This is a genomic window from Streptomyces sp. NPDC093984, from assembly GCF_044764595.1.
In the GTDB taxonomy this organism is placed as follows: domain Bacteria; phylum Actinomycetota; class Actinomycetes; order Streptomycetales; family Streptomycetaceae; genus Streptomyces; species Streptomyces cynarae.
In genome coordinates, this window is record NZ_JBIWIM010000006.1 from 443196 (window position 1) to 455799 (window position 12604).

Here is a 12604-nt window from a genome sequence, read left to right on the forward strand (position 1 = left end):
GCCCCCCCGGTCTTGAATACGCGTCGTGAGGGTGTTCGGTTCCCGGGGGTGGGGTGGGCCGGGGGGAGGTTGCGCAGCCCGGCGCTTACGGCGTGCCGCTGCGCCCACCCGTGCCGCCCCTGGGGGTACCTCCCAGGGCGTTAAGGCTCTGGGGGAGGCACGACTGCCCGCAGCCGGGGCGGCTGCGGCGGTTATGGCGGCTGCCCGCGGCTGCGCCAGCTGTCGCGGCTGCTCAGCCGCGGCGGCTACGACAGGCGCGACAGCCGCGGTGGCGGCCTCGCGGTGGCTGGGCGCCGCCCGGTGGCTTCGCTGCCGCGGCTGGGTGGGCGGGCGCCCGGTGCTCGGGCGTCCGCAGCTGCGCAGGTACGACTCCTCGTCGGCTCAGCCGCGTTGCGGTCCCTCGTAGTACGCCCGTACCCGTGTCTGGGTCTCTCTCGGGGCGTTCTCGTGGTCCAGGCCCAGTAGTGCTGCTCCCAGGACCGGGCGGGCCGTGACCACCTGGGGGACCGCCTTCGGGGCCTTGGACGCCAGGAGGTCCCTTACCGCGTCGTCCAGTTGGGGGTGCCGGGCCGCCAGGATGCTGCCGCCCAGTACGACCGGCGTCTCCTCCTCCAGGAGGTCCAGCCGCCTCAGCGCCACCGTCGCCATCGTGACCACCTCCTCCGCCAACCGGTCCACGACCGCGCGGGCCACCGGGTCGCCCTCCTCGGCCGTCGTGAACAGCACCGGGGTCAGCTCGTGGCGCCGGGCGTGGGCTATGTGCCCCAGGTGCAGCGCCTCGATGAGCGCGTACATCGAGGCGAGGCCGAAGTGCGCCGGCAGCGTGCGTGCCAGGGCGGTGGGGCCGCCGCGGCCGTCCTCCGCGCGCGCCGCCCACCACAGGGCCTCCTCGGCCAGGCCCCAACCGCCGCCCCAGTCACCGGAGATGCGGCCGAGTGCGGGGAAGCGGGCGGTGCGTCCGTCGGGGCGCATGCCGACGCAGTTGATGCCGGCGCCGCAGACCACGGCGACGCCTCTCGGTTCGGCCACCCCGGCCCGGAGGATCGCGAACGTGTCGTTGCGCACCTCCACCGTCGTGCCCCACGCGCGCGCGTGCAGCGCGGCGGCCAGCTGTTCCTCCTCCACCGGCAGGTCGGCGTTGGCCAGGCAGGCCGAGACATGGGCGACCGAGGCGACCCCCGCCGCCGCGCAGGCCCGCTCGACGGTTTCCGCCAGGGCGTCCACCGCCGTCTCCACGCCCACGGCCGGCGGCCGGAACCCCCCGCCCCGCGCGGTGCCGAGGACCTCGCCGTCGGCGGCCACCACGGCGACGTCGGTCTTGCTGTTGCCCGCGTCGATGGCGAGGACACTTGCGGTCAGGCCCACGCGAGGTGCTCCCGGTTGTGCGCGATCAGTCGGTCGGTGAGGGCGTCGGCGTAGTCGTACTGGCCGATCAGGGGGTGGGAGAGCAGGGCGCGGAAGACGCGGTCCCGGCCGCCGCGCAGGGCGGCGTCCAGGGCCAGCTCCTCGTACGCCGTCACGTTCGCCATCAGCCCCGCGTACAGCGGGTCCACGGCCGGTACGGGCAGCGGGGTCGGTCCGTGCGGGCCGACGGCCGCCTGCACCTCGATCACCGCGTCGTCCGGAAGGAAGGACAGCGTGCCCTGGTTGTACGCGTTGACCACCTGGTACGGCGACCCGGACCCGCCGAGCAGCGCCGCCGCGAGGTCGACCGCGGCCTCCGAGTAGTAGGCGCCGCCCCGCCGGGCGAGCAGAGCGGGCTTCTCGTCGAGCTCCGGGTCGCCGTACATCTGAAGCAACTCCCGTTCCATCGCGGCGACTTCGACGGCGCGGGAAGGCTTCGTCTTCAGCTCCCGTACGACCTCGTCATGCGCGTAGTAGTAGCGCAGGTAGTACGACGGGACCACGCCGAGCCGGTCCACGAGGGCCCGGGGCAGGCGCAGATCGGCGGCGATCGCCTCGCCGTGCTCGGTGAGCAGCTTGGGCAGCACGTCCTCGCCCTCGGGGCCGCCCAGACGCACACCGGTCTCCCAGGTGAGATGGTTCAGGCCCACATGGTCCAGGTGCACATCGGCGGGTGTGACCCCGAGCAGGGCGGCGAACTTGCGCTGGAAGCCGATCGCCACGTTGCACAGCCCGACCGCCCGGTGGCCCTCCTTCAGCAGGGCGCGGGTGACGATGCCGACCGGGTTGGTGAAGTCGATGATCCAGGCCTTCGGGTTGCGGCGGCGCACTTGTTCGGCGATGTCCAGGACCACCGGCACGGTGCGCAGCGCCTTGGCGAGGCCGCCCGCGCCGGTCGTCTCCTGGCCGACACAGCCGCACTCCAGCGGCCAGGTCTCGTCCTGCTCCCGCGCGGCCTGGCCGCCGACGCGCAGCTGGAGCAGCACGGCGTCGGCCCCCTCGACCGCCTCGTCCAGGGCGCCGGTCGTGACGACCCGCCCGGGGTGCCCCTGCCTGGCGAGGATCCGCCGGGCCAGCCCGCCCACCAGCTCCAGGCGTTCGACGGCCGGGTCGAGGAGGACCAGCTCCTCGACCGGCAGCGTGTCCCTCAGCCGTGCGAATCCGTCGATGAGTTCAGGCGTGTAGGTCGACCCTCCGCCGACCACGGTGAGTTTCATGTGAGGCTGACTAACCCTTCACTCCGGTGAGCGTGACGCCCTCGACGAACGCCCGCTGGGCGAAGAAGAACACGAGGATCACGGGGGCCATGACCAGCACGGTCGCGGCCATGGTCAGGTTCCAGTCGGTGTGGTGCGCGCCCTTGAACGACTCCAGGCCGTAACTCAGCGTCCAGGCGCCCGGGTTCTCGGAGGCGTAGATCTGCGGGCCGAAGTAGTCGTTCCAGGCGTAGAAGAACTGGAAGAGCGCGACGGCGGCGATGCCCGGCCGGGCCATGGGCAGCACGACCTTCACCAGGGTGCGCAGGTCACCGCAGCCGTCGACCTTCGCGGCGTCCAGGTACTCGTTCGGGATGGTCATCAGGAACTGGCGCAGCAGGAAGATGGAGAACGCGTCACCGAACGCCATCGGGATGATCAGCGGCCACAGCGTGCCCGCCAGATCCAGCTGCTTCGCCCAGAACAGGTACATCGGGATGATGATCACCTGCGGCGGCAGCATCATCATCGCGATCACCAGCATGAGGGACAGATTCCGGCCCCGGAAGCGGAACTTGGCGAGCGCGTACGCCACCGGAACGGACGACACGACGGTCAGGACGGTGCCGAGGCCGGCGTAGACGAGGGTGTTCCTCCACCAGGTGAGGAAGCCGGGCGTGTCGAGCACGCTCTTGTAGTTGCCCCACTCCCAGGTGCGCGGGATCAGGTCGCGGCTGAGTGCCTGGGTGTCGCTCATCAGCGAGGTCAGGAGCACGAACACGAAGGGGAGCGTGAAGAAGAGGGCGGCGGCCACGCCGAGGGAGTGGACCGCGACCCACTCCAGGGCGGCCCTGCGGCGGGCGGTGCGCGCGGCCGGCGAGACGGGCGCCCGCACCCCCACCGGCTTGTCGAGTACTTGGGTCATGGTCAGTCACCTGCCAGGTTGAGGCCGCCCCGGCGCCGCATCAGGAACGCGGTGAACACCATGGACAGGGCGAACAGCACGAGCGCGACCACACAGGCGGAGCCGTAGTCGAAGCGCTGGAAGCCGAGGTTGTAGACGAGCTGGGGCAGGGTGAGCGTGGACTTCTCGGGGTAGCCAGGCTCGAACTGCGTCCCGGCGCCCTGGATGACACCGGAGGCGACCTTCCCGGCGATCAGGGGCTGTGTGTAGTACTGCATGGTCTGGATCACTCCGGTGACCACCGCGAACATCACGATGGGCGAGATGTTCGGCAGCGTCACGTACCGGAAGCGCTGCCAGGCCGACGCGCCGTCCAGTTCGGCCGCCTCGTACTGCTCCTGCGGCACGTCGAGCAGGGCGGCCATGAAGATGACCATCAGGTCGCCGATGCCCCACAGGGCGAGCAGGGTGAGGGCGGGCTTGGACCAGGAGGGGTCGTTGAACCAGCCCGGTGCCGGGATGCCGATCTTCTCGAGGATCGAGTTGACCGGGCCCGTACCCGGGTTGAGGAGGAAGGCGAACGCCATGGTGGCGGCGACGGGCGGGGCGAGGTAGGGCAGGTAGAACAGGGTGCGGAAGACGCCCGTCCCCGTCTTGATCTTCGTGATCAGCAGTCCGACGCCGAGCCCGAAGACGACCCGCAGGCTGACCATGACGACGACCAGCCACAGGGTGTTGCGCAACGCGGGCCAGAAGTAGGGGTAGTTCTCGAAGACGTACGTCCAGTTCTTCGTTCCGCTCCATGTCGGCGGCCGGAAGCCGTCGTAGTGCATGAACGAGAAGTAGACCGTCGAGATCAGCGGGTACGCGAAGAAGACCGCGAAGCCGATCAGCCAGGGCGACATGAAGGCGGCCGTGCGCAGTGCCCTCTTTCTGCGCTTCGCCACGAGGCCGGCCTTGCGGCGCTTCGACGCGAGAGTGATCGTGCTCATCGCTACTTCGCCTGCGCGATGTCTGTGTCGATCTGCTGGGCGGTCTTCCGCAGAGCGGCCTTCAGATCGGTGACCTTGCCGCTCTCGTAGTCGTATCCGAGCTGCTGGATCGTCGTGAGGTACACGCCGCCGTTGACCGATGCGGGCGTGGTGGTGGAGTTCGGGTTCGCGGCGATGTCCAGGAACGTCTTGAAGCGCGGGTCGTACTTCAGCTTCGGGGACTTCAGGGCCGCCAGGGTGGAGGGCACGTTGTGGATGGCGTTGGAGAAGTTCACCACCGCGTCCGTGTCGGTGGTCATGTACTTCACCAGCTCCCAGGCCGCGTTCTGCTTGGTGCTGGTGGCGGCGATACCGGCGATCGTGCCGGTGATGTAGCCCTTGCCGTACTGCGAGGCCTGGTCGTCGGGGACGGGCAGCGGGGCGACCCCGACGTCGAAGTTCGGCTTGGCGTCCAGGGCCATGCCCAGGCGCCACTCGCCGTCGAGCTGCATGGCGACCTGACCGGTGTGGAAGGGGTGCTTGGGCCCCCATTCGTCACCGAGCTTCGAGCGGTACCTCTCCAGTTTCCGGTAGCCGCCGAGTTCGTCGACCAGCTTCTTCTGGAGCGTGAAGCCGGCGGTGAAGGCGGGGTCCTCGGCGAGGTTCGACTTGCCGTTCTTGTCGAAGTAGGTGGGGGAGAACTGCGCGAAGTAGTGCTCGGTCGTGGTCTCCCAGCCGTGGTAGTCCGGCATGAACCCGAGCTGCTTGTAGCCGTCCCCGTCGGGGAGGGTCAGCTTCCTGGCGTCGGTCTCGAATTCGGACCACGTCTTCGGCGGGGCGGTGATGCCCGCCTTCTTGAAGGCGGTCTTGTTGTAGTAGAGCCCGTACGCATCGCCCAGCAGCGGCACCGTGCAGCGGTTGCCGTCGAACTGGGTGTACTCGTTCATCGCCTTCGGGAACGTCGTGGCCGGGTCGATGCCGGCCTTCTTGAAGAACGGGTTGAGGTCGACCAGGGCGCCGGAGGAGCAGAACTTGCCGACGTTGTTCGTGGTGAAGGACGAGATGACGTCGGGGGCCTTGTCGCCGCCGGTGCGCAGCGCCTGGTTGATCTTGTCGTCGGTCATGTTGGCGACGACGTTGACGTGGATGTTGGGGTGCGCCTTCTCGAAGCCGGCGATCAGCGCGTTCACGGCCTTGGTCTCGTTCGGCGCGCTCCAGGCGTGCCAGAAGTTGATGGTGGTCTGCTTGGACGCGTCGTCACTCGCGCCGGAGGAGGACTGGCCGGTACAGGCGGTGGTGAGGAGAGCGACCGAGGCGGTCAGGGCAAAGGCGACTTTTCGGACTGTTTCGGGCATGACGGGGTCTCCCTGGGACGGGCGGGGGCGTGGTTCGACCGGAGCGGGTGCCGGGGCGGGGTGGAACCGGGGTGGGGACCCGGGGACTCAGCGCGAGGTGTCGAAGACCTCGTCGCGGGTGGTGGCTAGGGCGCTCTCCAGCGCCCCGCGCAGCACGGGGTGTTCACGTACGTCGCCGACGACGAGGCGTGGCCGGGATGCGGCCAGCTCCTCCAGTTCGGCCTGGAGCAGGCCCCGCAGCGGCTCGCCCCCGGCGGTGAGGGAGGCGCCGCTGAGGACGACGAGTTCGGGGTCGAGCACGGAGACGAGCGAGGCCAGACCGGTGGCCAGCCGGGTCGCGTACGTCTGAAGGAGCCGCCGGTGGGGGCCGGTGGCGCTGTCGGCGGCCCGGGCGACGAGGGTGGCGGCGACCTCGGCGTACGGGCCGGTCGGCAGGTCCTCGATGCCCAGTTCGCGGGCGAGCTTGGGGATGGACTGGGAGCCGGCCAGTTCCTGGTAGCCGCCGCTGTTGGCCTTGGTGACCTGGCGGACCAGCGGGGCGCCGGGCACCGGCAGGAAGCCGACCTCGCCGGCGCCGCCGGTCCAGCCGCGGTGCAGCCGGCCGCCGAGGACCAGGGCGGCGCCGAGACCGCCCTCGTTCCACAGCAGCACGAAGTCGTCGTGGCCCCTGGCCGCGCCCAGGCGCTGCTCGGCGAGGGCGACGAGGTTGACGTCGTTCTCGTACTCGACCGGCATCGGCAGGGCGGCGGCGAGTTCCTCCAGCAGCGTGGGGGAGTGCCAGCCGGGCAGGTGGGAGGCGTAGCGCAGGCGGCCGGTGTTGGGGTCGAAGGCGCCCGGGGTGCCAATGACCACCCGGTGCACGTCGGAGGCGGCGAGCCCGGCGGCCTTCACGGCGCCGTCGAGGGCGTCGGTGACCTGCCGCACGACGGGTTGCGCCGCGCGGCGGCCGGGGGTGGGCAGCTCGTACTCGCCGACCGTCCGGCCCGTGATGTCGGCGACGGCGGCGAGGATGCGCTCGGGGGTGACGTCGAGGCCGGCGACATGGGCGGCGGCCGGGTTGACGACGTACAGCTGGGCGCTGGGGCCCGGGCGGCCCTCGCTGGTGCCGGTCATCAGGACGAGTCCGGCGGCCTCGAGGCGGGCCAGCAGCTGGGAGGCGGTGGGCTTCGACAGGCCGGTGAGCTTGCCGATGCGGGTGCGGCTGAGCGGGCCGTGCTCCAGGAGCAGGTCCAGTGCGGCGCGGTCGTTCATGGCGCGCAGCACCCGGGGGGTGCCCGGTGTACCGGCGGATCCTGCCATGCGTGTCGCCACCTGCCTTTCGACGGACCAGCTTCTCAGTGAGGGCGCGGGGAAGTCCACCGAGCGATCGTTTCCGGTCACTGTTAGGAAAGTTTCCTATTGGTGAGAGGACGGTAGGCGCCGTGTCCCGGAGGCGTCAATACCCCACGGAAAAGGGCGCCCGGAGATTTCCGGGCGCCCTGGGGCGGGTCGTACGAGCCGTCGGCCGTGCTACTTGGCCGCCGGGCGCGGTGGCGGGATCGGTGAGGCGGCCTCCGACTGCGGGGACTCGGGGTTCGCGTGGGCCGACGGGGGTGCCACCGGGACCGCGGCGTCGGCGGCTTCCTCCCCCGTGAGGGTGGTGGGCAGGCCGCCCACGATGCGGATGTCCGCCTCGTCGAAGGCCCGCTTGACGCGCCAGCGCAGCTCCCGCTCCACCGCCAGGGCCTTGCCCGGCATGGTCTTCGCCGAGAGACGGATCACCATGGAGTCGATCAGCACGCTGTCCAGTCCGAGCACCTCGACCGGGCCCCAGAGGATCTCGTTCCAGGGCTCCTCCTTGCTCATCCGCTCGGCCACCGCGTCCAGGACCCCCTTCACCCGGTCCAGGTTCTCGCTCGCGCGGACGGTGACGTCCACCCCGGCCGTCGCCCAGCCCTGCGAGAGGTTGCCGATGCGCTTGACCTCGCCGTTGCGGACGTACCAGATCTCGCCGTCGGCACCGCGCAGCTTCGTCACGCGCAGGCCGACCTCGATCACCTCGCCCGAGGCCACACCCGCGTCGATGGTGTCGCCGACGCCGTACTGGTCCTCGAGGATCATGAACACGCCGGACAGGAAGTCCGTGACCAGGTTGCGGGCGCCGAAACCGACCGCCACACCCGCGACACCCGCAGAGGCCAGCAGCGGGGCCAGGTTGATCTGGAAGGTCGCCAGCACCATCAGCGCCGCGGTACCGAGGATCAGGAAGCTCGCCACCGAGCGCAGCACCGATCCGATGGCCGCCGCGCGCTGCCGGCGGCGCTCGGCGTTGACCAGCAGGCCGCCCAGCGAGGTGCCGTTCGCCGTCGCCTCGGTGGTGCGGTTCATGCGCTCGATGAGCTGGGTGATCGCGCGCCGTACCGCCACTCTGAGCACTGCCGCGATGACCAGGATCAGGATGACCCTGAGGCCTATCGCGAGCCAGGTCGACCAGTTCTGCTCGACCCAGCTCGCGGCGTGGTTCGCGCTCTCCTGGGCGTCCTGGAGCGTGGGAACCGCCGGGGCCGTCGACTCCGTGGGGGACGGAGCCGGTGTGGCTCCGGCGGCCAGTAGGGCGGGCAGGGACACGGCGGGTACCTCCTGTGCGTCTGCCTCCGGCGGGGGCGGTCAAGGTCGTCGAGGTCACGGAAAGGTCACCGGACGGCAGGAGCACCACACTAACGGGGCATCGTGTGGGGATCATGACGATGTCCCGTGGAGAGACCGTGTCACCTGGGGGTTCACCAGGTGAAGCAGGGGGCGCGCGGCCGGTGGCGCACCGGGTGTGGTCGAAAACACTCCCAGCCCGTTACCGGGACATGGTGGCGCTTCCACCAGGCATGAGGGGAGACTGGCTCTCAGATCGTCCCGGCGCGAGCCACGCGCCGCCGGCGTACAAGGAGGGCATCCGTGCCGCACGTCCTGGTCCTCAACGCGTCGTACGAGCCACTCGGCGTCGTACCGCTCCGCCGCGCGCTCGTCCTCGTCCTCGAGAACAAGGCCGTCTGCCTCGAGGAGTCCGGCGCCTACCTGCACAGCGCGACCGTCACTGTCCCCGCACCCAGCGTGGTCCGGCTGAAGCGATTCGTACGGGTTCCCTACCGGGGGCCCGTTCCTCTCACCCGTCGCGCGCTCTTCGCCCGCGACGGCGGCCGGTGCATGTACTGCGGTGGCGTCGCAACCAGCGTCGACCACGTCATCCCGCGCAGCCGCGGTGGTCAGCACGTCTGGGACAACGTGGTGGCATCCTGCCGCCGCTGCAACCACGTCAAGGCCGACCGCCACCTCGTCGAGCTGGGCTGGCGGCTGCGCCACAAACCCGCCCCGCCCACCGGCCTGGCCTGGCGCATCATCGGCACCGGCCATAGGGACCCGCGCTGGCTGCCATACCTGCAGCCGTACGGCGCGGACGACGCCTTGGCCCGGATCGACGGCATTTCAGCCTGAGGATCCGGGCCTTCGTGTTCCCGGGGGCGACCCGCGGCGGCATGCCGTCGACCGCCCCCGGGCTGTCCTGCCCTACGGCTCCCCGAGGCCCAGGAGAGCGGTGTACGCGCCCTCCGCGGCACGTCCCTGGGGGACGCCGGCCGGGGTGTGGGCGAGGAAGGACTCGGTGGTGCCGGAGTGCAGGATCCGGCCGGCCTCCAGAACGGTGACGTGGTCGGCCTCCTCGGCGAGGTCCGCGACGTCGTGCGTGGACATGAGCACGCGCACGTCCTCCCTCAGACCGGCCAGGATGTCCCGGAAGACCCGGCGCTGACGCGGGTCCATGCCGGCCGTCGGCTCGTCCAGCAGGAGCACCCTGGCGTCGTGCACCAGGGCCGCCGCCACCCCCACCCTGCGCAGCTGGCCGCCGGAGAGGCGGGTGGTGCGCTCGTCGGCCTTGTCGGACAGCTCCACGCGCTGCAGCGCCCGGCGCGCCTGCGACCAGGCGTCGCCGCGGTTCATCCCCTTGAGCCAGCCGATGTAGGCGACGTACTCCCGTGCCGTCAGGGAGGCGAGCGGGGTGATGGTCTGCGGCATCCAGGCGACGGCCTTGCGGAACTCCTTGCTGCCGGCGCGCAGCCGGCCGAAGGAGACCGAGCCCGACTCCGGGACGACGACGGAGGCGGACATCTTCAGCAGCGTCGACTTCCCCGCGCCGTTGGGACCGAGCAGGATGGTCAGGCCGCCGGGCAGTTCGTAGCTGAAGTCGCTGAGCACGGGCCTCTTGCGCCGCCCGTAGGAGTAGGTGCAGTCGGCGAGTACCAGGGTCATGGCTGATTCCTAGGGGAGCGGAGCTGGGCGGCGATGCCGGCGGCGAGGGCCAGGACGGCGGCGATCGCGGCGTGCGGAGCGCCGAGCGGTTCCGGGACGATCGCCCAGAGGTACGGGTCCGTGAAGGTGCGGAAGCCCACCAGGACGACGGCCATGACCCAGGCGACGGGCACCATGACGGCGGGCGTGCCGACCAGGGCGTGGAAGCAGAGCATCAGACCGGTGAGGAAGGCGGTGTTGCGGCCCACGGCCCAGGCGGCGGAGGAGCCCGTGAGGGCGCCGATCGCGAAGCCGACGAGCAACGAGGCCGCGACGACCGAAAGGATCAGCAGGGTGTCCAGCCGTCGTACCGGCCGGATCCCCGAGCCCTCCGGCGCCGGGAGCCGGGAGTCCAGGCAGCGTGCCACCGCGGCGACCGGCACGATCGCGACGAAGGTCATCACCTGGGTCTGGGTGCCGCCCGACAGGCTGATCGACGGCAGTAGGGCCGTCGTGTCCTGGAAGACGAGCGTCAGTGCGGCCAGTCCGGCGAGGCTCCCGGGAAGCACCACGTGGGCCTGGCGCGCCTTGAGCCACCAGATCATGCGGCCCCTCCGTTCTCGGCCTTCGCGCACGCCGCGGTCAGCTGCTGGCGGTACCAGCGGGTCTGCTCCGGCCCGGGCTTGCCGAGCACGGCACGCACCTGCCGCTGGAGCGCGGAGCGCTGCTCGGTGCCGTAGAACGGGTCCTGCGCCAGGAGCTTCTCGAGCGTCTTCGACTCACCGGTCCGCTCGGCCGCCCATCCGACCACGACTCGGGTGGTGGCGAGGTCGGGCCGGCGGCAGGGGAAGGCGATCGCGCTGCGCACGATCTGGTAGCGGACGGTTCCGCGCTTGGCGCCCTTCGTCAGCCCCACCCGCCAGGTGCTCCCGGCGGAGACCGGGTGGTCGGGTCCGTCGGCGAGCGTGTCGGTGACCAGCTTCGGAGGGGTCCGCGTGATGCCCGCGGCGGCCAGGTCCTCGAGGGCGCTCGCCACGTCGGTGTGCACGGCGTCCAGGTCGTCCGCCGTCACCTCCGGCATGCAGACCTGTGGCGCCGTGCCCGTGCACGACATGGCGACCTCACCCTTGGCCAAGGGGGGCACGGGGCCCCAGTCCCGGGTGATGGAGAAGGCGCTCACCGCACAGGCGCCCGCGAGACAGACGGCGAGTGCCCCGCGCAGCGCGGGCCGGCGCAGCGCGGACCAGGACGACCACAGGAGCGCGACCGCCAGGGCCAGACCGCAGGTCGGCAGGGACTGGGCGAGCATGGATGTCCAGGTCGCGGCTTCGCCGAAGCCCAGGGTCGCGGGGTACTGGCCGCTGATCTGGCGCCACCAGAACGTGTCGAGGGTGACCGACGTCGCCACCAGCAGCCAGACCGCCACGGCCAGGACGGGAGCCGCGAAGACGGGCTTCGTCCGCAGTCCCACGGCGAAGCCGATCACCGAGTGCGCGACGCACACGAGCATGGCCATCAGCAGCGGCCGCAGGCTCACGAGGGTGGGCGTCGCACCTTCCTGGGCGAAGGCCATGACCACCGGAAGGAGCAGCAGCAGCCAGGCCACGGCGATCACGGGCCCGAGCGCATCGGCGGCTATCCGGTAGCGGGAGCGGGCCGGGGCGAGCTGCCAGACGGCGCCCTGAGTCAGACGCCCGCTCTCCCAGGCGCCCAGGGCGGCGGCCAGGGCGTAGGCGAACGGGTACATGGACGCCAGCGGGTAGGCGACCAGGGTCGGGGCGTAGGCGTAGCTCGACGCGGAGATCGGGCCGGCGGTGACCTCGTAGTAGTAGAAGAGGGCCAGCGCGATCGCGACGGGGGAGGCCCACAAGGCGCTGCTGGCGCGCAGCCGCGTGCGAAGTCTCACGGATGTCCTTGGGTGGGGGGGCGGGGGAGGGGCGCTCCCCGGGTGGTGCCCGGTGAACGCCCCTCCCCTCCTCGGGTGGTCGGCCGTTCAGTCCGCCTGGGTGGTGTCGACGTAGACGGTGCTGACGTTGAGCAGACAGCAGGAGCCGCCCTGGGCGATCTTGTCCGCCTCGAAGTAGAAGTCACCCGACGGCAGGCCGGTCCACTCGCCGTTGCTGGTGTAGCCCGAGCCCTTGAAGCAGTTGGTGAACGTCTTGCTGCCGTAGCTCGGGTCGGTCTGCAGCGGCTTGTCCTGCCACATCTTGACGACGACCGAGTCCTGGGTGCCGTACTGGGCGAAGCAGTTGGTGAACTGGACCTGCGAGTAGCTCTCGTCCGCCCAGCGGCGGGACTCGTTGCCGTCGGTCCAGCTGCTGATGTAGCTGGTCCAGTTGGCGGCGGCCGAGGGCGCGTTGATCAGGCCGAGGGAAGCCACGGCGGCGGCGGCCAGAGCCGCCCGGCGTATGGTGGTCACGGAACGCATGTCTGTTAGTCCTCACCAGGTTGCGGATCATGTGCTCAGGAGGCGGATGTGTGCCTCCTGGCCCCTTCGGACCGGGCAGGGTCCGGAGGGGC

At 71.0% G+C, this 12604-nt stretch carries 12 protein-coding genes; 1 reads left to right on the top strand and 11 read right to left on the bottom strand.

From position 1 onward, the window contains the following. Nucleotides 1-381: 381 nt before the first annotated feature. The 7 genes from ACIRC0_RS23940 to ACIRC0_RS23970 form a co-directional block, all read right to left on the bottom strand. Nucleotides 382-1365, bottom strand: a complete 984-nt coding sequence (locus ACIRC0_RS23940; RefSeq protein WP_403618896.1) for an N-acetylglucosamine kinase — start codon at nt 1363-1365, stop codon at nt 382-384. Then, a complete protein-coding gene (locus ACIRC0_RS23945; RefSeq protein ID WP_403618898.1) occupies nt 1356-2621 on the bottom strand; it encodes a 6-phospho-beta-glucosidase in 1266 nt (421 codons plus the stop codon). The genes ACIRC0_RS23940 and ACIRC0_RS23945 overlap by 10 nt, the downstream gene beginning before the upstream one ends. A gap of 10 nt (nt 2622-2631) precedes the next feature. Then, nucleotides 2632-3525 carry a carbohydrate ABC transporter permease gene (locus ACIRC0_RS23950; RefSeq protein WP_403618901.1) on the bottom strand — a complete coding sequence of 298 codons (894 nt, stop codon included), beginning with the start codon at nt 3523-3525 and terminating at the stop codon, nt 2632-2634. Nucleotides 3526-3527: 2 nt separating this feature from the next. Beyond that, nucleotides 3528-4496 (bottom strand): carbohydrate ABC transporter permease, encoded by a 969-nt coding sequence (locus ACIRC0_RS23955; RefSeq protein ID WP_403618903.1) that lies wholly within the window; start codon nt 4494-4496, stop codon nt 3528-3530. A gap of 2 nt (nt 4497-4498) precedes the next feature. Further along, the gene (locus ACIRC0_RS23960; RefSeq protein ID WP_403618906.1) at nt 4499-5830 is read right to left on the bottom strand and encodes an ABC transporter substrate-binding protein; all 1332 of its coding nucleotides are present in this window, start codon (nt 5828-5830) and stop codon (nt 4499-4501) included. A gap of 87 nt (nt 5831-5917) precedes the next feature. Further along, nucleotides 5918-7129, bottom strand: coding sequence for an ROK family protein (locus ACIRC0_RS23965; protein ID WP_403618909.1), 1212 nt, complete (start codon nt 7127-7129; stop codon nt 5918-5920). 210 nt (nt 7130-7339) lie between these two features. Continuing rightward, entirely contained in the window at nt 7340-8437 is a 1098-nt protein-coding gene (locus ACIRC0_RS23970) for a mechanosensitive ion channel family protein (RefSeq protein WP_403618912.1), read from the bottom strand. Nucleotides 8438-8758: 321 nt separating this feature from the next. Between ACIRC0_RS23970 and ACIRC0_RS23975 the strand changes: the two genes are divergently transcribed. Continuing rightward, nucleotides 8759-9295 (top strand): HNH endonuclease, encoded by a 537-nt coding sequence (locus ACIRC0_RS23975; protein ID WP_200417413.1) that lies wholly within the window; start codon nt 8759-8761, stop codon nt 9293-9295. A gap of 72 nt (nt 9296-9367) precedes the next feature. Here the strand turns inward: ACIRC0_RS23975 and ACIRC0_RS23980 are convergent, their stop codons facing one another. The 4 genes from ACIRC0_RS23980 to ACIRC0_RS23995 all read right to left on the bottom strand — a co-directional run bounded on the left by ACIRC0_RS23980 (nt 9368) and on the right by ACIRC0_RS23995 (nt 12512). Beyond that, on the bottom strand, nt 9368-10105 hold the full coding sequence (locus ACIRC0_RS23980) for an ATP-binding cassette domain-containing protein (RefSeq protein WP_403618915.1): 738 nt from the start codon (nt 10103-10105) through the stop codon (nt 9368-9370). Beyond that, complete coding sequence (locus tag ACIRC0_RS23985) at nt 10102-10689, bottom strand: hypothetical protein (protein WP_103845272.1); 588 nt, start codon at nt 10687-10689, stop codon at nt 10102-10104. The genes ACIRC0_RS23980 and ACIRC0_RS23985 overlap by 4 nt, the downstream gene beginning before the upstream one ends. Continuing rightward, entirely contained in the window at nt 10686-11990 is a 1305-nt protein-coding gene (locus ACIRC0_RS23990) for a hypothetical protein (RefSeq protein WP_403618918.1), read from the bottom strand. Before ACIRC0_RS23990 ends, ACIRC0_RS23985 begins: the two co-directional genes overlap by 4 nt. 87 nt (nt 11991-12077) lie before the next feature. Then, nucleotides 12078-12512, bottom strand: a complete 435-nt coding sequence (locus ACIRC0_RS23995) for a hypothetical protein (protein ID WP_403618921.1) — start codon at nt 12510-12512, stop codon at nt 12078-12080. Nucleotides 12513-12604: the final 92 nt, after the last annotated feature.